General features: G+C 73.5%; 15 protein-coding genes. 7 read left to right on the top strand and 8 right to left on the bottom strand.

All coding sequences use genetic code 11. The features are described from left to right. Positions 1–3: 3 nt before the first annotated feature. Positions 4–1,185, bottom strand: a complete 1,182-nt coding sequence (locus ACIA8R_RS49730; protein ID WP_397044969.1) for an MFS transporter — start codon at positions 1,183–1,185, stop codon at positions 4–6. Between the two features lie 98 nt (positions 1,186–1,283). Here ACIA8R_RS49730 and ACIA8R_RS49725 point away from each other — a divergent pair, with 98 nt between their 5' ends. Next, entirely contained in the window at positions 1,284–1,760 is a 477-nt protein-coding gene (locus tag ACIA8R_RS49725) for a winged helix-turn-helix transcriptional regulator (RefSeq protein ID WP_397044967.1), read from the top strand. Between the two features lie 34 nt (positions 1,761–1,794). Here the strand turns inward: ACIA8R_RS49725 and ACIA8R_RS49720 are convergent, their stop codons facing one another. Beyond that, positions 1,795–2,760: a serine hydrolase domain-containing protein gene (locus tag ACIA8R_RS49720; RefSeq protein ID WP_397044965.1), complete on the bottom strand. Its 966-nt coding sequence runs from the start codon at positions 2,758–2,760 to the stop codon at positions 1,795–1,797. A gap of 88 nt (positions 2,761–2,848) precedes the next feature. Between ACIA8R_RS49720 and ACIA8R_RS49715 the strand changes: the two genes are divergently transcribed. The 3 genes from ACIA8R_RS49715 to ACIA8R_RS49705 all read left to right on the top strand — a co-directional run bounded on the left by ACIA8R_RS49715 (position 2,849) and on the right by ACIA8R_RS49705 (position 5,479). Further along, positions 2,849–3,406 (top strand): TetR/AcrR family transcriptional regulator, encoded by a 558-nt coding sequence (locus ACIA8R_RS49715; RefSeq protein WP_397044963.1) that lies wholly within the window; start codon positions 2,849–2,851, stop codon positions 3,404–3,406. A 10-nt stretch (positions 3,407–3,416) separates the two neighbouring features. Continuing rightward, on the top strand, positions 3,417–3,773 hold the full coding sequence (locus ACIA8R_RS49710) for a hypothetical protein (RefSeq protein ID WP_357708505.1): 357 nt from the start codon (positions 3,417–3,419) through the stop codon (positions 3,771–3,773). A 161-nt stretch (positions 3,774–3,934) separates the two neighbouring features. After that, positions 3,935–5,479: a serine/threonine-protein kinase gene (locus ACIA8R_RS49705; RefSeq protein ID WP_397044961.1), complete on the top strand. Its 1,545-nt coding sequence runs from the start codon at positions 3,935–3,937 to the stop codon at positions 5,477–5,479. A gap of 10 nt (positions 5,480–5,489) precedes the next feature. Here the strand turns inward: ACIA8R_RS49705 and ACIA8R_RS49700 are convergent, their stop codons facing one another. Then, entirely contained in the window at positions 5,490–6,893 is a 1,404-nt protein-coding gene (locus ACIA8R_RS49700; protein WP_397044959.1) for a PLP-dependent aminotransferase family protein, read from the bottom strand. Positions 6,894–7,143: 250 nt separating this feature from the next. Between ACIA8R_RS49700 and ACIA8R_RS49695 the strand changes: the two genes are divergently transcribed. Together ACIA8R_RS49695 and ACIA8R_RS49690 are read left to right on the top strand one after the other, a co-directional pair. Next, positions 7,144–10,407, top strand: coding sequence for a LamG-like jellyroll fold domain-containing protein (locus ACIA8R_RS49695; RefSeq protein WP_397044957.1), 3,264 nt, complete (start codon positions 7,144–7,146; stop codon positions 10,405–10,407). Between the two features lie 19 nt (positions 10,408–10,426). Next, positions 10,427–16,696 (top strand): RHS repeat domain-containing protein, encoded by a 6,270-nt coding sequence (locus ACIA8R_RS49690; protein WP_397044955.1) that lies wholly within the window; start codon positions 10,427–10,429, stop codon positions 16,694–16,696. Between the two features lie 48 nt (positions 16,697–16,744). Here the strand turns inward: ACIA8R_RS49690 and ACIA8R_RS49685 are convergent, their stop codons facing one another. From ACIA8R_RS49685 to ACIA8R_RS49665, 5 genes are all read right to left on the bottom strand, one after another. Beyond that, positions 16,745–16,978: an alpha/beta fold hydrolase gene (locus ACIA8R_RS49685; RefSeq protein WP_397044953.1), complete on the bottom strand. Its 234-nt coding sequence runs from the start codon at positions 16,976–16,978 to the stop codon at positions 16,745–16,747. Between the two features lie 133 nt (positions 16,979–17,111). Then, positions 17,112–17,909, bottom strand: a complete 798-nt coding sequence (locus ACIA8R_RS49680) for an ABC transporter permease (protein ID WP_357708490.1) — start codon at positions 17,907–17,909, stop codon at positions 17,112–17,114. Continuing rightward, entirely contained in the window at positions 17,906–18,898 is a 993-nt protein-coding gene (locus tag ACIA8R_RS49675; protein ID WP_364102735.1) for an ATP-binding cassette domain-containing protein, read from the bottom strand. The genes ACIA8R_RS49680 and ACIA8R_RS49675 overlap by 4 nt, the downstream gene beginning before the upstream one ends. Continuing rightward, positions 18,895–19,257: a hypothetical protein gene (locus ACIA8R_RS49670; RefSeq protein ID WP_397044950.1), complete on the bottom strand. Its 363-nt coding sequence runs from the start codon at positions 19,255–19,257 to the stop codon at positions 18,895–18,897. Before ACIA8R_RS49670 ends, ACIA8R_RS49675 begins: the two co-directional genes overlap by 4 nt. 3 nt (positions 19,258–19,260) lie before the next feature. Continuing rightward, on the bottom strand, positions 19,261–19,803 hold the full coding sequence (locus tag ACIA8R_RS49665; RefSeq protein ID WP_397044948.1) for a helix-turn-helix domain-containing protein: 543 nt from the start codon (positions 19,801–19,803) through the stop codon (positions 19,261–19,263). A 102-nt stretch (positions 19,804–19,905) separates the two neighbouring features. Between ACIA8R_RS49665 and ACIA8R_RS49660 the strand changes: the two genes are divergently transcribed. Next, positions 19,906–21,057 carry a sensor histidine kinase gene (locus ACIA8R_RS49660; protein ID WP_397044987.1) on the top strand — a complete coding sequence of 384 codons (1,152 nt, stop codon included), beginning with the start codon at positions 19,906–19,908 and terminating at the stop codon, positions 21,055–21,057. The last annotated feature ends 76 nt before the right edge of the window (positions 21,058–21,133 follow it).

Below are 21,133 nucleotides of genomic sequence, written 5' to 3'. Positions count from 1 at the left end.
CGTTCAGGCCGGGACGGACGTGCTCGCCCGCGGGACGGTGAGACGCCGGGTCGAGACGGCGACGACGAGCCCGAGCAGGGCGTAGACCGCGCCGAGCAGGCAGGCGCCCCACCAGCCCGCGACGCTGTAGGCCCAGGTGGTGGTGATCGCGCCGAGCGCGGAGCCGAGGGAGTAGCAGGCCATGTACGCGCCGATGACTCCGCTGCTCCGGTCGGGCCGCGCGGTGGTGAGCAGATGCTGGCTGCTGACGTGCACGGCCTGCACGGCGAAGTCCAGCACGACGACGCCGACGATCAGCAGCCACAACGACGACCCCACCTGGGCGATCAGCAGCCACGAGGCCGCGAGCAGCAGCAGCGACCAGACGGTGACCGAGAACGCCAGGCCTCGGTCGGCCCATCGGCCGGCCCGGGCCGCGCCCAGCGCCCCGGTGAGACCGGCGAGCCCGAACAGTCCGATCTCGGTGGTGCCGAGGTGCCACGGCGCGGCGCCGAGGGGCAGCGCCAGCCCGCTCCACAACGTGCCGAAGGAGGCGAACAGGAAGAACGCGACCAGCCCCCGGCTGAGCAGCAGCCGGTCGCTCGTGACCAGCCGGCCCAGCGACGCCAGCAGCCGGCCGTAGGAGTCCCGGGAACGCGGGACGTCGGCGTCGAGGGTGACGCGGACGGCCGGCGCGAGCAGCACGCACAGCACGGCGATGACGAGGTAGACCGCGCGCCAGTCGGCCAGCTCGCCCAGCAGGCCCGCCACCACCCGGACCAGGAGGATCCCGGCGACCACCCCCGAGGTGACCGTGCCGATGTTGCGGCCGTGTTCGCCGGGCGGTGAGACGGCGGCGACGTAGGCCACCGCGATCTGGACGACCACCGCGAACAGCCCCGCCAGGGCCAGGCCCGCGATCGCGAACCCCGCGCCGGGCGCGACGGCGGCCACCCCGGCGCCCGCGGCCGTCAGCAGCAGGTGCGCCGTGATGAGCCTGCGCCGGTCGAACAGGTCGCCGAGCGGGACCAGCAGCACCAGCCCGGCCAGGTAGCCGATCTGGCCGGCGGCGACCAGCCAGCCCAGCGATCCGTCCGCCAGCCCGAGGTCCCGGCCCGCGGCCTGGAGGACCGGCTGGATGCCGTACACGGGCGACACGGCCACCGCGCACACCAGCGCGAGCACGATCCGTTGTCTTCCGGTCATTCCTGAGGACATGTCACTCTCCGATAAGTTTCAATATGCAACCGATCGGAGGCTAGGGCATAATGGTTTCAGATTGCAACTGACCTGGGAGGGGCCCGGTGGACGTCACACTCGCTGCGGGAAGCGCCTGGACCGACCCGGCGTGCCCGGTCGCACGGGCCGTCGACCTGGTGGGCGACCGGTGGAGCCTGCTGATCGTCCGCGACGCGATGGACGGCGCGACCACCTTCACCGAGTTCCACCAGCGGCTGGGCATCGCCCGCAACATCCTCACCGATCGGCTCCGCAGGCTGGTCGAGCACGGCATCCTCGACCGGCGCGCCGCCGCCGACGGCCGGCGGCACACCTACCGGCTCACCGAAGCCGGGCAGGACCTCTTCACGGCCGTCGTCGCCCTGCGGCAATGGGGGGAGCGCCACGCCTTCGCCCCGGACGAGCCGCACTCCGTCCTGCTCGACGGCCAGGGGCGGGAGCTGCCCCGGCTGCACCCGCTCGGCCAGGACGGCGCGCCGCTCTCCGTCGAGACGTCCCGCGTCCGGAAGACCGCGCCGTCCGATCCGGGCGCGGCGGGGTGACGCGCCCGGCCTCCGGTCGTGTGGGTGCGGCGGTTCAGGACGTGCGGATCGCCACGTCCAGGAGTGCGTCGAGAAGCGGCACCCGGCGGTCCGTGTCGTCGCGGATGGCGATGAACGCGACGCTCACGTCCAGGCCGGGGATCCGGGCCTGCATGGCGCGCAGTCCCGTCCAGCCGCCTCCGTGGCGATAGACGATATGTCCGGCATGCGAGCGTACGCCCATTCCCCAGGCGTAATCGATCGGTGTTCCGTCGTCGAGCCGTCCCGGGGTCTGCATGAGGGGGGAGATGCCGAGTTCGTCCGCGTTGAGGGCCTGGCTCCAGCGGAGCAGGTCGTCGAGGGTCGTCCATACGCCTCCGTCCCCGAGGGACAGCGGCGCGGGACGGGGGCGGACGAGCGGCGCGGCGCCCTCCGGCGTCGGGCCTGGGCCTGGCCAGTAGCGGGTGGCGGCCATCCCCAGGGGAGTGAAGAGCCGGTCGCGGGCGAAGCCGGGCAGCGGCAGGCCGGACGCCCGTTCCACCACCGCCGCCAGGCAGACGTACCCGGCGTTGGAGTAGACGTGCCCGGTGCCCGGCCGGCGCTCCAGGGCGGGGAACCGGGTGAGGGCCCGGACGACGCCCGGCGTGGTCCGGTCGGCGGCGTCGAGGCGGCCGTCGATCTCGGCGTCCAGGGGAAGGCCCGCCGTGTGGTGGACGAGATGCCGGATCCGCACGTCGTCCGCCCACCCCGGTGATCCGGGCAACCAACGCGACAGGGACGACTCCATGTCCAGCGCCCCATCCTGGACCAGCAGCGCCGCGCACGCCGCGGTCATCTGCTTCGACAGCGACGCCGCGTAGACCACGGTCGTGGCGCTCATCGGCTCACCCCCCGAGGCCGCCCCCCGCGCCACGAGGACGGGCGGCGCCCCCCGCCGGTGGATCCCGGCCACGATCGGTTCTTCGTCGCCGTAACCGGCCTCGGACAGGAGGGCCGCTGCTCGCCGGTGCAGTTCGGACATGACCCGATCCTCCCAGTTCCGTTGAGCCGTAGGAGTTTAGGAACGGTCGTTCTTGACTGAACGTTCCTCAATGCTCTACGGTCGAGCCATGGGACGACCAAGAGGCTTCGACGAGGCCACCGTGGTGCGGGCGGCGGCAGAGCTGTTCTCGACCCGGTCTTACGACGGCATCTCCATGGACGAGCTGGTGACCCACCTCGGCGTCCACCGCAACAGCCTGTACAAGACGTTCGGCAGCAAACGCGGTCTCTACCAGGCCGCGCTGCGCTGGTCCCTGGAGCACGACGTCATCCCCCTGATCGACCGCGTCTCCGGCGCCGGCGACCTGGCGGAGGCGCTGCGCGTCGCCACCGGCGAGCCCGCCGCCGAGGTCGGCCTCAACCTGCTGCTGCTGGCCGCGGTCGAACGCGCGCCGGTGGACCGCGAGGTCGCCGACCAGCTCGCCGCCGTGCTGGCCGCGTTCGACCAGGCGGCCAGGACGGCGGCCGGCCCACGGGACCCCGCCCCGGGCGAGGCGGACGACCTGGCCTTCGCACTCACCGCGGCCGTCCTCGGCCTGCGCATGCGGGCCAGGGCGGGGACCGCGGGCACCGACATCGACCAGGCCGGCGCCGCCTTGGCCCGCCGGCTCGACCACCACACCTGAGGAGCACGACATGGCGAGGATCAGCATCGAAGAGCAGGCACTGGTCGTGGAGATCGAGGGCCTGGACAAGCTGTGGGCGCTGAAGAGCCGGCTGGTCATCCCGCTGGCCAACGTCCGCGGCGCCACCGCCGACCCGGGGATCGCCGCCGACCCCAAGGGGGTGCGCGCGCCCGGCGCCCACCTGCCCGGCGTCATCACGGCCGGCACCTTCCACCTCAACGGCGAGAAGGTCTTCTGGGACGTGCACGACGCCGCCAAGGCGGTGGTCATCGAGCTGGCCGACGAACGTTACGCCCGGCTCGTCATCGAGGTCGCCGACCCGCGCGCCGCCGTGGCACTCGTGGAGGAGGCCATCACCGTCCGCTGACCGCTGCGAGCACCCGCACCACAAACGATGTGGGACGAATACGGGACAGGCGCCGCACCCCCCACCAGGCCGACAATGACCCCACGCGACATGCCGGGGCGGGCTCGAAAGGCCGCCCCCGGGTCCACGCGGACGAACCCCGTACCGACCCTGGAGTCCCGATGGCCACGAAGTTCCCTCCCCTCTCCCCGGACGACCCGGCGTCGGTGGCCGGGTACCCGCTCCGCGCTCGGCTGGGGGAGGGCGGAATGGGCAAGGTCTACCTGTCCGTCTCGCCGGGCGGCCGCCTGCTGGCCTTGAAGATCGTCAAGTCCGAGTACGCCGCCGACCCGGAGTTCCGCCGCCGGTTCCGCCAGGAGGTCCAGGCGGCGCAGCGGGTGCAGGGCGCCTTCACCGCCCCCGTGGTGGACGCCGATCCCGACGCCGCCGTCCCCTGGCTGGCCACGGCCTACATCTGCGGCCCGTCCCTGCACCAGGCCGTGGCCGAGCACGGGCCGCTGCCGCTGCCGACCGTCTGGCGGCTGATCGCCGGTGTCGCCGAGGCGCTGGCCGGCATCCACGCGGCCGGGCTGGTCCACCGGGACCTCAAGCCCTCGAACGTGCTGCTGGCCGAGGACCGGCCCAAGGTGATCGACTTCGGCATCGCCCGCGCCGTGGACGCCACCTGCCTCACCCACACGGGCATGCGCGTCGGAACCCCGGCCTTCATGACCCCCGAACAGGTCAGGGGTCGGCCGGTGACTTCGGCCACGGACGTGTTCGCGCTGGGCCAGCTCGCCGTCTTCGCCGCCACGGGACGCCCCGCGTTCGGCGAGGGCCCGGCCGACGTGCTCTTCTACCGCATCACCAACGAGGACCCCGACCTGGGCGGATGCCCGCCCGCCCTGCACGGCCCGCTGGCCCGCTGCCTCAGCCGCGACCCGGCCGACCGGCCCGCCCCGGCGGAGATCGCCGCGCTCGCGGGGGCGAGGGGTGGCGGGGCGGCCGGTCCCTGGCTGCCTCCGGCGGTGGCGTCCACGTTGCACGCGTACGCGCCGCCGCCGGGGCCGGTGGCTCCGGTGCGGGTCTCGCCGACGCGTCCCGTCCGGCCCCGGAGGACGAGGGCGGCCCTGGCGCTCTGGACGGGCGCCGCCGCCGTCGCCGTGACCACGTCGGCCCTGGTGCTCTCCAGGCTTGCCGGCCCCGTCCCCGCCCCCGTGACGACGACCCCGCCGCCGCCCGCCGTGACCGTCACGATCCCGGCCACCGCGCCCGTGAGGACCGCCGCCCCCGTGCCGTCCCCGACCCTGCCGGAGTACGAGAAGGAGTACGAGAACGTGCGTTTCACCCTCCCCGGCGGCCCGCCCTGCACCGAAGGCTCCCACTTCCAGGACGGCATCGACCTGACCCCCACCGGCCCCGAGGTGGACGTCGACAGCAACGGCGACCTCGTCTACGACTGCTACACCGACGAGGTCCCCAAGCTCACCGTCTGGGACGTCACCGGCCAGGAGGCCCTCTTCGACGGCACCCCGGACCCGGCCGCCTGCGTGGACGCCGTGAACCTGAACCCGCTGGGATCCTCGCTGACCTTCGCCCACATGCGGGTCGGGATGGGCCTGTGCGTCGTCACCGACGACCACCAGGTCGTCCATCTCAAGCTGCTCCGCAAGTCCGCCGCCACGCACGCGCTGACCTGGTCGGCCACCGCCTGGGCCCGGGGCTAGGCCAGAAGCGCTACCGGGACAGCCCGAGTGCGCGGTCCACCTCGCCGAGCCGCCGCACGCCCTCGGCCAGCTCCGCGTGATCGGCGGCGGCCGCGAAGCCGAGGCGCAGGAAGGCCCCCGGGACCTCGGTGGGGAAGTGGCGGCTCCCGGCGCCGACGGCGACGCCGGCATGGCGGGCGGCGCCGGCCACCACGGCGTCGTCGGCGCCGCCGGGCAGCCGGGCCCAAAGATGCAGCCCACCTGCGGGGACGCGGTCGAGGGTCCAGCCGGGAAGCTCGTCCACGACGGCGGCGGCCAGCGTCGTGCACCGCTCCCGCAACGCCGCCCCCAGCGACCGGACGTGCCGCTCCCACGCGGGCGAGTCGAGCAGGTCGAGCGCCGCCTCCTGCAACGGGCGGGCCACGAGGAAGTCGTCGACCAGCCGGGCGGCGCGCAGGCGTGCCAGCACCGGGCCCCGGGCGGCCAGGGCGCCGACGCGCAGGCTCGGCGCGGCCGGCGCGGTGAGGGAGGACAGGTGCACGACGGTGCCGTCGCGGTCGTCGGCCAGCAGCGGCGGCGGCACCGGAGCGCCGTGGCCGAGGAGCCGGGCGAGGTCGTCCTCGATCACGAACGCGCCCGCCGCGCGGGCCGTGTCGAGCACCTGCCGCCGACGCCCCGGGGCCAGCACCGCCCCGGTGGGGTCGTGGTAGGTCGGCCGGCAGTGGAGCAGGCGGGCGCGGGTCATGGCGAAGGCGTCGGCCAGCAGGCCGGGGTCGAGGCCGTCGGCGTCCGTCGGCACCGGCACCGGGCGCAGGCCCGCCGCCCTGGCGGCGGCGATCGCCCCCGCGCTGGTGGGCGACTCCATCAGGACGGGGTCGCCCGGCCCGGCGATCGCCCGGAACACCATGGACAGGGCGCTGCGCCCGCCGTCGGTGACCAGGATGTCGCCGGCGCCCACGCCGCCGCCCGCCATCGTGGCGAACACGCCGCGCAGGGCGGCCAGGCCGTCGGCCGGGGCGCGGTCCCAGGCGCCGGGGCGGCGGGCCGCGCGGGCCAGCGCCGCGGTCAGGACGCGGGTGGGCCGGAGCGACGGGTGCGGGGGGCCGCCGTCCAACCGGATCGTGCCCTCGGCGGCCACACCGGCCAGGTCGCGGGTGTCCACGGTCCGGTCGGCGAGGGTGACGCTCTGCCACGCGGTGTCGGCGACGTCATCGCGCCGCCGCGTCCGGGCCGCGACGTACGTGCCGCTGCCGGGACGGGTGACCACCAGGCCCTCGGCGGCGAGCGCGGCGATCGCCCGCGCCACGGTGGCGGGGCCGACCTTGAAGCGCCGGATCAGCTCCCGGCTGCCCGGCAGGCGGTCGCCGGGCGACAGCTGGTCGATCATCGTACGCATCCTGGCCGTCAGCTCGGCCGAACTGCTACTGCCGGACATGAGAGAGGACAATAGCGCTTCCACTCGTGGGCGGACCCGCTTCTGGACCTCGCGGCCTGGCGCGCCGACGCTCCGGGCGCCGCGCGACGGGTTCCGACGGCGACTTACGGCGGTTCCTTCCATACATGTCCCAACTTGTGGCGAAATTCGCCAGAAGATCTAGACGTACGGGATTACGCGGGTGACAATCCGTTCGTCAATCGAAGATCGCCTGGTCCCGCGCGGACCTCTGGTCGACATGCGAGGACCGATGCGGGTTGTGCGTGGGCTGGTCGCGGCCGTCTTGGCATTCACGATCCCGGCGGTGCCGCCCGCCGGCGCGGAGCCGCCGGAGGCAGGCGCGCCTCCGGCGGCGAGCGCGCCCCCCATGTCGGAGACGGCCGCCACCACGCTGGCCAGGCGTACCGGGAAACCGGTCGAGATCGAGTCGATGCGCAGCGAGACCCGCCAGGTCTTCGCCCGTCCGGACGGCACCTTCGCCCTCGAACTGAACGCCCGCCCCGTCCGCGTCCGCCAGGCCACCGGCTGGGTGCCCGTCGACACCACCCTGCGCCTGCGCCCCGACGGCGCGGTGGAGCCGGTCGCGACGGCGGCCGGGCTGACCTTCTCCGGCGGAGGCGGCGGGCCGCTCGCCCGCCTGTCGCGCGGCGGCAAGGCCCTGGAACTGGCCTGGCCGGGCACGCTGCCCACGCCCACCCTCGACGGCGACACCGCCACCTACCCCGAGGTGCTGCCGGGCGTGGACCTGCGGGTCACCGCCGACGTGGACGGGTTCTCCCACGTCCTGGTGGTCAAGACGCGGGCCGCCGCGAGCGCGCTGCCCGACCTGGACTTCCCGCTGTCGGTCAGCGGCCTGTCGCTCAGCTCCGACAAGGCGGGCAACCTGGAGGCGGTCGACCGCACCGGCGGCACGATCTTCATCGCGCCCACCCCCACGATGTGGGACTCGACGGGCGCCACCACCCAGGCCGCGGTCAAGGAGGGCCGCGCGCCCGAGGCCCGCCAGGCCACGATGGGCGTCTCGCTCGAAGGCAGGAAGCTGCGGCTGCGGCCGGACCGGGCGATGATGAACGACCCGAAGACGCGGTACCCGGTGTTCCTGGACCCGTACTTCTCGGCCGCCCGGGGCGCCTGGACCGCCGTGTGGAGCAACTGGCCCAGCTCCAACTACCTCAACTCCAGCGACGTCGCCCGCGTCGGGCACGTCAACTCGCAGACCAACCGCTCGTTCTTCCAGATGAACACCGGCTCCACGATCCACGGCAAGCAGATCATCAAGGGCACGCTGCGCACGTACGAGACGTGGTCCTACTCGTGCAGCGCCCGCCAGGTCGAGGCGTGGTCCACCAACACGATCAGCAAGAGCACCACCTGGAGCAACCAGCCCAAGTGGGTCAAGAAGCTCTCCACCGTGAACGTGGCCAAGGGCTGGGGCGCGTCCTGCCTGCCCGGCGGCGTCGAGTTCGACGTCACCTCGCAGGTCGCGGACGCCGCCGCCAACAAGTGGGCCAACATCACCGTCGGCCTCCGCGCCACCAGCGAGACCGACCAGTACGCCTGGAAGAAGTTCCGCAACAACCCGAGCCTGGTCATCGAGTACAACTCGCTGCCCGCCGACCCGGTGGCGGCCGACGCCTGGTCCGACCCGGGCGGCCCGTGCGTCTCCGGCGACGGCCGGCCGGTCATCAGCACCCCCACGCCCAAGCTCTGGGGCCGGCTCAAGGACGTCGACAACTCCGTCAGGGGTCGCTTCGAGTGGTACCGGGCCGACGGGACCAAGGCCGGGGAGTACCTGACCCCCGTGGGCTCGACCGGCACGGCCTTCTCCGCCCTCGTCCCGCAGAGCCTGTACGCCGACGGCGCGCTGCTCCGCTGGCGGGTCCGCGCCGAGGACGGCAAGGCCAACAGCGCGTGGAGCCCCTGGTGCGAGGCGACCGTGGACGCCACCGCCCCCGGCCGGGAGCCCGAGGTGTCCTCCGAACGGTTCACCGAGAACGCCTGGAGCGACGGAGTCGGCCTGGCCGGCGGGTTCACCTTCGCCCCCAACGGCGTCACCGACGTCGCCGCCTACGTCTACGGCCTGGACACCACCCCCAAGACCGAGGTCCCGCCCGCCCAGGACGGCACGGCCGCGATCACGCTCACCCCGCGCCACGACGGCCCGAACGTCCTGTCGGTGCGCAGCAAGGACCGCGCCGGACAACTCGGCCCGATCCGCACCTACGTCTTCAACGTCAACGCCGGACGGGGACCGGCCGGTCACTGGCCGCTGAACGAGGGCCAGGGCGCCACCGCCGCCGACGCCGCCGGCACCCACCCCGCCACCCTGTACGGCGCCACCTGGACCTCGGGCCGCACCGGCGGCGCACTGCGGCTGGCCAACGCCTACGCCCAGACCGGCGGCCCGGTCGCCGACACCGGCCGCAACTTCGCCGTCAGCGCCTGGGTCCGGCTGACCGGCACCGCCGCCTCCGCCACCGCCGTCACCCAGGAGGGCGGCAGGACCGGCGCGTTCTCCCTGCAGTACAGCAAGACCGACAACCGCTGGGCGCTGGCCGTCACGAGCGCCGACGCCGACGCGGCCACCACCGTGCGCGCGCTGTCGGCCGCCGCGCCCCGGCTGAACGAGTGGACCCACCTGACCGGCGTCTACGACTCGGCGGCCGGCCAGATCTCCCTCTACGTCAACGGCCGGGCGGAGTCCACGGTCACCGTCCCCGCGCCGTGGAACGCCGCCGGCCCGCTGACCATCGGCCGCGGCAGGACCGGCGGCGCGGCGGCCGACTTCTGGCCCGGCGACGTGGACGACGTGCGGCTCTACGGCCGGGCCATGTTCGCCGACGAGGTCGCCGACCTGGTCAACAGCGCCGCCACGCTGGTCGGCCACTGGAAGCTGGACGATGAGGGCGGGCTGTCGGCCGCCGACTCCTCGGGCCGCGCCACGCCCGCCACCCTGGCCGGCGCCGCCACCTGGACCGACGGCTGGCTGGACGGCGCCCTCGCCCTTGACGGCGCCACCGGCTACGCCCAGGCCGCCGGGCCCGCGGTCGCCACCGGCTCCGGCTACACCGTCGCCGTCTGGACGCAGCTCGACTACCTGCCCGCCAAGGACACCGCCGCCGTCGCCCAGCCGGGCGCCAGGGCGGCCGGGTTCCAGCTCGGCTTCGACAAGGAACAGGGGCGGTGGACCCTCGGCATGGCCGCCGCCGACACCGACACCGCCGCCCTCGTCCGCACTCGCTCCGACGCCATCCCCGCCCCGCTGGAATGGACGCACGTCGCCGGCGTGTACGACGCCCTCGCCGGCGAGCTGCGCGTCTACGTCAACGGCCGTCTGTCGGCCACCACCGTCACCCCCCACGTGAGCACCTGGACCGCCACCGGCCCCCTGCAACTGGGCCGGACGAAATCCGCGGGCGTCTTCACCGGCTACTGGCCGGGGACCGTCGACGACGTCCGCACCTATGACGGCGTACTCAGCGCCGAGCAGATAGCCCAGCTAGCCGCCCAGTAGCCCCTCCCTGGGAGAAACCGTGGACAGTGAGTTAGATCTGCCAGAGCCCAACTGGAATCGTTTTCAGCAACCCGCCGAGGAACCCGACGCCCCCGACCCCCGCTGGAACCGCTTCGAGGGCGCCAAGCCCGAGAGCGCCTGGCCGCGCAGGCTGGCGACCGTGCTCTCGGTCGTGCTCCTGGCGCCCATGGCGTACGCGTTGCCCGCCTCGGCCGCGCCCCGCAAGGCGCCCGCGGTGCAGAAGGAGACGCCGGTCAAGGGCGGGAAGGTGCCCGTCCTGCCGCCGCTCGCCGATCCCGCGGCCGAACAGGCGTGGAAGGCCCCGCCCGCGGTCGCCTGGCCCGCGCCGCGGACGGCCGAGCTGGGCGGCGGCGTCAGCACGCTGGCCGCCGGGTTCCCGGTGCGCCTGGCCCCCGCCGACAAGAGCGCCGACAAGAGCGCCGACAAGAGCGCTGACAAGGGCGTGGCCGCGGCCGACGCCACCCCGGTCAAGGTCGAGCTGCTCAAGACCGACCTGCTCGGCGTCGCGATGCGCGTGTCGCCCGGCCAGGGCGTCGCGGCGGCCAAGGCGTCCGGGAAGACCCGGCTGGAGGTCGACTACTCCGGCTTCCGCTACGCCTTCGGCGGCGACTACGGCGCCCGGCTGCGCATGGTCAAGCTCGACGAGTGCGCGCTCGACGCCAAGGCCACCGCCTGCGCCGCGCCGCAGCCGGTCAAGAGCGACAACGACGCCAAGGCCGGCACGCTGACCGCCGAGGTCGAGACCACCGGCCTGTACGCCGTGACCGCCGCCGCCTCCGGCCCGTCGGGCGACCACGCCGCCACCTCGCTGGCCCCCTCGGCGAGCTGGAGCGTCGGCAACCAGTCCGGCGACTTCTCCTGGAGCTACGACCTGCGCATGCCGCCCGCCCTGGGCGGCGACGAGCCCGACCTGTCCCTCGACTACTCCTCCCAAAGCGTGGACGGCCGCACCGTCTCCACCAACAACCAGCCGTCCTGGGTGGGGGAGGGCTTCGACCTGAACCCCAGCGGCTACGTCGAACGCCGCTACAAGGCCTGCATGATCGACGGCAAGAAGACCGGCGACCTGTGCTGGGACCAGGACAACGCGACCCTGTCGCTCGGCAACTCCGCCGTCGAGCTGGTCAAGGACGCCACCACCAAGCAGTGGCGGCCCAAGCGCGACGACGGCACCCGCATCGAGTACCTCACCGGCGCCACGAACGGTGACAACAACGGCGAGTACTGGCGGGTCACGACCGCCGACGGCACCCAGTACACCTTCGGCCTGAACCGCCTGCCCGGCTGGGCGACCGGCAAGGCCGAGACCAAGTCGGTGCAGACCGTGCCGGTGTTCGGCAACAACAGCGGCGAGCCGTGCTACTCCAGCACCCCGGCCGACGCCTGGTGCCAGCAGGCCTACCGGTGGAACCTCGACTACGCGGTCGACACCCACGGCAACGCCACCACGTACTGGTACGAGAACGAGAAGAACTACTACGGCCGCAGCATGAAGCCCGAGCAGGGCACCGTGTACGTGCGCGGCGCCTACCTCACCCGCATCGACTACGGCTACCTGAGCAACGAGCTGTTCACCAAGGCCCCGGCCTCCCGGGTGGTCTTCGACGTGGCCGAGCGCTGCCTGCCGTCCGGCACCGTCACCTGCGCCGCCGACCAGCTCAAGAAGGAGACCGCGGCGTCCTGGCCGGACGTGCCGTTCGACCAGATCTGCGACTCCGGCGTCAAGTGCACCGACCGGCTGTCGCCGACGTTCTTCTCGCGCAAGCGCCTGGCCAAGGTCACCACGCAGATCCTGAACGCCTCCGGCCAGTACAGCCCGGTGGACTCCTGGACGCTGACCCACCAGTTCCCCGCCACCGGCGACGGCCTGAGCCCGTCGTTGTGGCTGGCCGCGGTCCAGCAGAGCGGCCACGTGGGCGGCACCCTCACCATGCCGAAGATCACCTTCAGCGGCGTGCAGCTGCCCAACCGGGTGGACGCCAACGAGGGACGCGCCCCGCTGGTCAAGTGGCGCGTGCAGGCCGTGAACAACGAGACCGGCGGCGAGCTGCGGATCAACTACGCCGCGGCCGACTGCAAGCCCGGCGACGTGCCGGCCGCGGCCGACAAGAACAACCGGCTGTGCTTCCCGCAGCGCTGGGCGCCGCCCGCCGAGGGCGAGGTCACCGACTGGTTCCACAAGTACGTCGTCACCCAGACCGTCGAGGTGGACCGCGTCGCCGGCTCGCCGAACGTGGTCACCGACTACGAGTACCTCGACGGCGGGGCCTGGCACTACGCCGACAACATCCTCGTCAAGCCCGAGCACCGCACCTGGTCGGAATGGCGCGGGTTCGGCCGCGTACGGGTCCGCGAGGGCGACGGCCAGGACACCAGGCGCACGCTCACCGAGTTCAGGTACTTCCGCGGCATGCACGGCGACAAGCAGGCCGACGGCTCCAAGCGCACCGCGCAGGTCGTCGACACCGAAGGCGGCAAGCTGGACGACCTCGACCAGCTCTCCGGCTTCGAACGGGAGGAGATCCTCTACGACGGCGACAGCGCCACGGTGCTGACCGCGACCGCCGAGGAGCCGTGGTCGCTCAAGACCGCCGAGTCCACGCAGGGCGGCGTCACCAAGACCGCGTACGTGGTCGAGCCCAAGTCGATGGTGACCCGCACGGCGCTGGCGGCGGGCGCGTGGCGTCGTACGGGCGAGGAGCGCTCGTACGACGCCAAGGGCCTGCTCACCCAGGTGGAGGAGAAGGGCGACCTGGCCACCGCCGACGACGACCAGTGCACCCGCTACACCTACGCCCGCAACGACACCGCCTGGATGCTCGACTACGCCAGCAGGGTCCAGAAGGTCGCCGCGGGCTGCGGCACCGCCGTCTCGGCCCTGGCCGCCGGCGAGGTCATCTCCGACGAGCGGGTCCAGTACGACAACAAGGCCTACGGCCAGGCGCCCACCAAGGGCGACGTGACCACCGTCCAGCAGCTCGGCGCGGCCGACGGCTCGACGATCACCGACAGCGTCCACACCTACGACGTCTACGGCCGTGAGACCAGCGAGAGCGACCCGGCCGGGACGAAGTCCATCACCACCTACAGTCCGGCCACCGGCGCCCCGGCCACGGAGATCGTCGAGACCAACCAGCTCGGCCACGTCGAGCGCACCCTCATCGAGCCCGCCTGGGGCGAGCCCGTCGCCGAGATCGACGCCAACGGCCGGCGCGTCGACATGGAGCACGACGCGCTGGGCCGCCTGGTCAAGGTCTGGCAGCCGGACCGCAGCAAGGCCGCCGGCCAGTCGCCCAGCACCGAGTACGCCTACACCATGCGCACCGACGGCCCCAGCATCGTCACCACCAAGACGCTGCGCGCCGACGGCGGCTACACCACCAGCCACGAGCTGTACGACGGCCTGATGCGCGAACGCCAGACGCAGGAACCGGCCCCCCGCGACGACCAGACGCAGGACCCGGCGCTGCGCGACGGGCGCACCATCACCGACACCTACTACAACTCGCTCGGCGAGGTGAGCAAGTCCAACACCGGCTACTTCGCCACCGGCACGCCCGCCACCGAGCTGCTCGCGGTCGCCGACACCGACGTGCCCACCCAGGTCGTGTCGGTCTTCGACGGCGCGGGCGAGGTCAACGCCCAGATCCTCAAGGCCAAGGGCGTGGAGAAGTACCGGGTCTCGGCCACCCAGCAGGGCGACCGCGTCAACGTGACGCCGCCGCCCGGCGGCACCGCGACGACCCGCATCGGCGACGCCGACGACCGGCTCATCGAGCTGCGCCAGTACAAGGGCGCCACCCCGACGGGCGCGTACGAGTCCACCAAGTACACCTACGATCCGGCCGGGCGCCTGGCCACGGTGACCGACCCCGCGGGCAACGTGTGGCGGCACACCTACGACGTGCGCGGCCGGGAGACCAAGTCGGAGGACCCCGACAAGGGCGTCACCACGATGACGTACAACGACGCCGACGAGCTGGTCAGCACGACCGACGCCCGCGGCAAGACCCTCTGGTACGTCTACGACGACCTCGGACGCAAGAAGGAGCTGCGCGACGGCTCGGCCACCGGCACGCTGCTGGCCGAGTGGAAGTACGACGGGCTGGCCAAGGGCCACATGAACGCCACCATCCGGTACGCGGGCGGGCAGGCGTACAAGGCGGAGATCAACGCCATCGACTCCGACTACCGCAGCCTGCGCGAGACCGTGACCATCCCCGAGCGGGAGGGCAAGCTCGCCGGGTCGTACGTGCTCAACACCCGCTACACCCTCGACGACCAGGTGCAGTCGGTCAGCTTCCCGGCCGCGGGCGGGCTGGAGGCCGAGTCGGTGGTCTACTCCTACGACGAGCTCAGCCAGCCGACCAAGGTCACCGGGCTGTCGTCGTACGTGACCGCGACCCGTTACTCCAAGCTCGGCGAGACCCTCCAGTACGAGCTGGGCTCCGGCGGCAAGAAGACCTGGCTCACCTACACCCATGACGAGTCCACCCGCAGGCTGACCAGGATGAGGCTGGACCGGGAGGGCGCCGCCGCGACCGACCTCGACCTCAACTACTCCTACGACGCCGCCGGCAACATCACCAAGATCGCCGAGAAGGCGGGCGGCCGCGACACGCAGTGCTTCACCTACGACCACCTGCGCCGGATGAGCTCGGCGTGGACGGCCACGGACGACTGCGCGAGCGGCACGCCGGCCTCGGACAAGATCGGTGGCGTGGCCCCGTACGCGGTCAGCTACGCCTACGACGCCACCGGCAACCGGGTCAAGGAGACCAAGCCGGCCTGGGGCGGCGCGCCCGAGAGCGTGCGCACCTCCGTCTACCCGGCGGCCGGCGGCAAGCAGCCGCACGCGCTGCAGAGCGTCGGGACCGACCTGTTCACCTACGACGAGACCGGCAACACCACCCGGCGCAAGGTCGGCACCTCCGACCAGGCCCTCGTCTGGGACGCCGAAGGCAACCTGGAGTCGGTCACGGAGGCGGGCAAGACGACGTCGTTCGTCTACGACGCCGACGGCGCCCGGCTGCTGCGCAAGACGCCCACGGACGCCACCCTGTACGTGGACGACATGGAGCTGCGCTTCGACTTCGCCAAGGACGCCGTCGAGCAGACCCGCTACTACACGATCAACGGCGAGCCGATCGCGGTCCGCACGCCCGACAACCAGGTCTACTTCCTGGCCGCCGACCACCAGGGCACCGCGCAGGCGGCCGTGAACGGCGGCACCGGGGAGCTGGCCGTACGGCGGATGACGCCGTTCGGCGAGGACCGGGGGTCGCCACCGCCATGGTGGCCGGGACAGCGGTCCTTCGTCGGTGGCACCAAGGACCCGACCGGGCTCGTCCACCTGGGCGCCCGCGAGTACGACCCGAAGAACGGCCGCTTCCTGTCGGTCGACCCCATCATCGACGAGGAGGACCCGCAGCAGCTCAACGCCTACGCCTACGCCAACAACAGCCCCGTCAGCATGAGCGACCCCGACGGCCAGCTGTTCTGGATCGTGGTCGGCATCGCGGCGCGGATCGCGGCGCGGATCATCGCCAGGAAGCTGGCGCAGGCGGCGGCCCGGCGGGCGGCGCTCGCGGCGGCGCGGGCGGCGGCGCGGCGCGCGGCCATCGCGGCGGCCAAGCGGCGGGCGGCTGCACTGGCCAGGAAGAAGGCGCTGGAGGCGGCCAAGAAGAAGGCCGCGGCGGCGGCCAAACGCAGGGCACTGGCCGCGGCCAAGAAGAAGGCGGCGGAGAAGGCCAGGAAGGCGGCCGCCGCGGCGGCCAAGCGACGGGCCGCCGCGGCGGCCAGGAGAGAGGCACGCAAGAAGGCCGCCGAGGCGGCGGCCAAGCGACGGGCCACGGAAGCCGCCAGGGCGCGCAACCGCTACCGGGCGGCCCAGGCCCGGCGCGCCCAGGCCGCGCGCCGACCGGCGAGCCGGCCGACCAGCCACAGGGCGGTCCAACGCCAGTCGCCGCCGAAGGCCACCAGGCAGCCGGCGCAGCCGAGACCCAGCCACGTCTACCGGAACGACGGCACCAGGCAGCCGACCCAGTCCTACTCCGTCTACCGCGACGGCAAGATGTACCCGGACGGGCCGCCGCCGCCCAGCCTGACCAGGCCCGGCGGCTCGGGGCAGGCTGAGAAGCAGATCTTCAGACCGGAGAAGATCGAGCCGGAGAACACCCGGACGGGCACGATCGCCGAAACCGGCGCCCGCGTCACCCGCTGGATCGACCAGAGCGGCCTGGACGACTTCCTGGGCGGCCTGTTCTGACCCCGGGCCCTGGGCGCGCGGACCGCATCCGGCCCTCGCGCCCAGGGCTCACCCCGCCGTCGCGGCCTGCGGCCCGTCGTGGGCCGAGGCGAAGGCGAGCAGGGACGCAGCCGTCCGGGCCGGGTCCTCCAGCATGGGGGAGTGCCCGGTCCCGGGCAGCAGTTCGACGGTCGCGCCAGGGACCGTCCGGTAGTCGGCGGCCGAGGACGAGCGCCATCTCCGGTCGTCCTGGCCGAAGAGCACCAGCAGCGGCTTGCCGAGATACTGTCCCCGCCTGCCCACCCCGCGGGCTTGTACGAATGTTCCCGGTAAGGCGGGGTCCCGGCCGGTTGGCCGTCCGGCGGGGTCCCGGCCGGTTGGCCGTCCGGCGGGGTCTCGGCCGGTTCGCGATCAGGCGGGGTTCGGGCGGTCGCGGTCAGGCCACGTCCCGGCGCAGCGGTCTCAGGACGGCGGCCGTGCTCGCCAGCGCCGCGTACGCCAGCAGGACCAGCGCCCCGGCGGCCGGTGACAGCAGCCGGACCGGCTCGCTGGACAACTGCGCGGCCAGCGCGTCGGCCACGGCGGTGAAGTCGGTCAGCGCCGAGGTGGCGCCGCCGGGCAGCCACGGGTACAGCTCCCGCACCCCGGGGATCATGATCAGCGCCAGTTCGCCGCCGTACAGGTAGCCGATCACCACGCACAGCGCGGCGACCTGGTTGCGGATCAGCGCGCCCAGGCCCACGCCGAGCACCACGTAGACCGCCATCGCCACCCCCAGCCGGGCCAGCAGCGCCACGATCGTCCCGGCCGGCAGCCCCAGCTCGACGCCGCGGGCCGCGGCCACGCCGAACAGCGCCGCCCCCGCCGTGAGGGCCAGCACCAGCCCGTACGCCAGGCCCGCCACGGCGTGGGCGGCGAGCTTGGCCACCAGCACCCGCCAGCGGTCCGGCGCGAACAGGAACGTGAAGTTCACCGTGCGATGCCGGTACTCCGACGTCACGGCGAGCGTCCCGGCGGCGGCCGGCACGAAGGCCGTGAACCCCAGGAACCCCAGGACGGCCCGCACCCCCGCCTCGGTGTCCAGCCCCGGCATCGGTGGCTCGAAGTTCTCCGGCCCGACCACGGCCAGCAGCCCGATCAGCCCGCCGCCGAGCAGGACGGCCACCAGCGGCATGCCCCACCACATCCGCGTGGCCAGCAACCGGCGGAACTCGGCCCGCACGAAACCCCTCACACGCCCGCCCTCCCACTCGCGCCCCGCTCCCGCGGGCCCGCCCCTGCACTCCCGTCGGCCCGCTCTCCCGGGCCTGTCCCTTCGCTCCCGTCCGCCCGCTCCCGCGCCCCCTCGCCGGTGAGTCCGAGGAAGAGACGTTCCAGGGTCGGGCGTTCGGTGGTCAGGCCGTGGACCGGCAGGCCGTGGGCCGCGGCCAGGGCGGCGACCCGCGCCGGATCGAGGCCGCGGACCCGCAGGTCGTGCGGCCCGGCCGGCTCCACCAGCTCGGCCTCGCCCGCCAGGACCGCGCGCAGGGCGGCGGCGTCGGGGGTGCGCACCAGCACGTCCGGCTCGGCGCCGCACAGCTCGCGCAGGCGGCCGGCGGCCAGCAGCCGCCCCCGCCCGATGACCACCACGTCGTCGGCGACCTGCTCCACCTCGGCCAGCACGTGACTGGAGACCAGGACGGCACGGCCCTCGGCGGCCATGCCGCGCAGGAACGAGCGCAGCCACGCCGCGCCCTCGGGGTCCAGGCCGTTGCCCGGCTCGTCGAGCAGCAGCACGCGGGGGTCGCCGAGCAGGGCGGTGGCCAGGTTGAGCCGCTGCCGCATCCCGGTGGACAGGGCGCCGGTCGCCCGCCCGGCGGCCCCCGCCAGGCCCACCAGGCCCAGCAGGTCGCCGACCCGGCGATCGGGATGGCCGCCCATCGCGGCGTAGATCCGCAGGTGGTCCCTGACCGAGTGCCGGGGATGGAAGGAGGCGGCGTCGAACGTCGCGCCCACCACGGTGGTCGGGCGCGGGAGGTCGCGGTAGCGCCGGCCGCCGATCGTCACGACGCCGCGGGTGGGGGTGACGTGGCCGACCATCATGCGCATCGTCGTGGTCTTCCCGGCGCCGTTGAGGCCGAGGAACGCGGTGACCGCGCCCGGCCTGACCGTGAAGCTGAGGTCGTCGACGGCGGTCAGCTCGCCGTACCGCTTGGTCAGGCCGCTGACCTCGACGCCGGTCACGTGACCACGGCCTGTACGGCGGCGGCGACCCGTCCGGCGTCGGGGACCGAGACGACCACCTCGTCGAACTCGCCGCCGGCCCCCGCGCGGTCCAGCAGCAGGTGCACCGCAGGCGTGTCACGGGTGACCGACACGAGCTGCCGCCGCCCCCCGAACAGCCCCCACACGCCGATCTTGACGTGGCCCGCCACGCTCAGCCCCTTCCGCGCGCCGCGCGGGACGCGCAACGGCTCACCGGCGACCCGCGCCTCCCGCACGGACGCGAGCGGGAACGTGTACCGGCCGTGACCGGTGAGGAACCGCTCCCAGGGACCGAAGACGATCGTGACCAGACCCTCGTTGACCATTACCGTTGCCACAGCTCAGCCTTCCTTCAGAGGGAGCAGGACCGTCGCCAGCAAGCGCGGCGTACGCCCCCCTCCCGGCTCGTTCGCCAGCAGGGGCCGCACCAGTTCGGCGAATCCCTGGGCGAAGGCGACGAACTCCTCGTCGTCCAGGTGGAGCACCATCTGCTGGTAGCCGGCGCCGTCGGCGGCCAGATCGACGCGCTCCCGGTCGAGATAGCGGGAGAACTCCGACAGCAGGGTCCCGGCGAACGCGGTGAACCACCGGGCGTGGTCCTCCGCCGTCGCCGTCGCCAGCGCCTCGGGGGACGGCGTCAGGCCGCCCTCGGGCACCGCGTACACCCGTTCGGTCGCTCCGCCGACCTTGTGCTCCTCGACCACCTCCAGCATCCCGGCCTTGGCCAGCGTCGCGATCTGCCGGTAGAGCGTCGCCTGCGGCACGTCGGGCAGCAGGCCCGCCAGGCCGGAGGCCGTACGGCGGCCCCCGGCGACGGCGCGCAGGATGCGGATCCGCACGGGATGCAGCGCCAGCTCGGCCCAGCGCTCTGTCGAGGTCGTCACACGCAAGACGTTATCACTATCGAGAATGAGAATGACAACTCTGTCGTGTTTCCGCATGTCACAGGCCCGGTGGGGGTAGATGGCGGCTGAGGGGGACCCGTGATGGGAGCGTCGGTCGACTACCAGGCGGCATTCGAGGCACTGCCGTGTCCCTGCATGGTGCTCACCCGCGGCCGGGTCGTGCTCGCCGTCAACGACGCCTACCTGCGGATGACCGGCCAGGACCGGGCGGAGGTCATCGGCCGCGCCCTGCTGGGCGAGGCCCCGGTCCTGGCGGACCTGAGCGCGTCCGGGGCGGCGAAGGTGCGTGCCTCGCTGGCGCGGGTGGCCGGGGCCGGCGTCGGCGACGTCGTGCCGCTGCTGCGGGACGACTGGGACCCGCCCGACCAGCGCCACTGGCGCCTCACACAGGCCCCGGTGCTCGACCCGGCGGGGGACGTGAAGGAGATCGTCGTCGTCTTCGGGGAGGTCAGCGGCCCGCTCGAATCCCGGCGTGCCGCGCCGGGCCCCACCGGCGGCCGGGTCTCCGGGCCGCTGAAGCCCAACGCGCTGCTCCACCAGGCCTACCGCCAGGAGCAGCAGAAGGTCTCGATGCTGCACGAGACGATCGAGCACCAGCAGCGGTTCGTCTTCGACGCCGCCCACGACCTGCGTAACCCGATCGCCGGCCTGCTGACCGAGTTGGAGGAGGCGCTGTCCGATCCCGGCGCCGACCTCCGCCGCACTCTGCACAGCCTGCACCGCGACGCCGAACGCCTCAACGACATCGTCGGCGACCTGCTCGCCCTGGCCCGCCTCTACACGGCCCCGCCGCCCGGCGCCGACCTCGTCGACCTCGCCCGCCTGGTCGTGGAGGAACTGGACGCCCATCCGCCGAGCGCGTCCGTCCTGACGCGGCTGGAGGAGAACGTGGTGGTCCGCGCCTCGCGGGTGCGGCTGGCACGGCTGCTGTCCAACCTGGCGGCCAACGCCGAGCGCCACACCACCAGCAGGATCGAGTTCGTGGTCGCCGCCGCGCCGCCGTACGCCGTCCTGGAGGTGCTCGACGACGGGCCCGGCATCCCGCCCGAGGAGCGGGAACGCATCTTCCACCGGCTGTACCGCGAGGAGCAGGCGCGCTCGCTGGACGCCGGCGGCTCCGGCTTCGGCCTGCCCATCGCCCGCGAGATCGCCCACGCCTACGGGGGCGACCTCTTTGTGGCCGACCATCAGGGCGGCGCCCGCTTCGTCCTGAGGCTCCCGCTGGCGACCTGACCGTCCGCGGACCCCAGGACTTATGCCGACGCACGGTCATAAGTCAGTCTCCAGCCGTCGAAGATAGACTTGGGGT

This window comes from Nonomuraea sp. NPDC051191 (assembly GCF_044455665.1).
Lineage (GTDB): Bacteria > Actinomycetota > Actinomycetes > Streptosporangiales > Streptosporangiaceae > Nonomuraea.
Note: the sequence above shows the minus strand (reverse complement) of the source record. Positions and strands in the feature narration are given on the sequence as shown.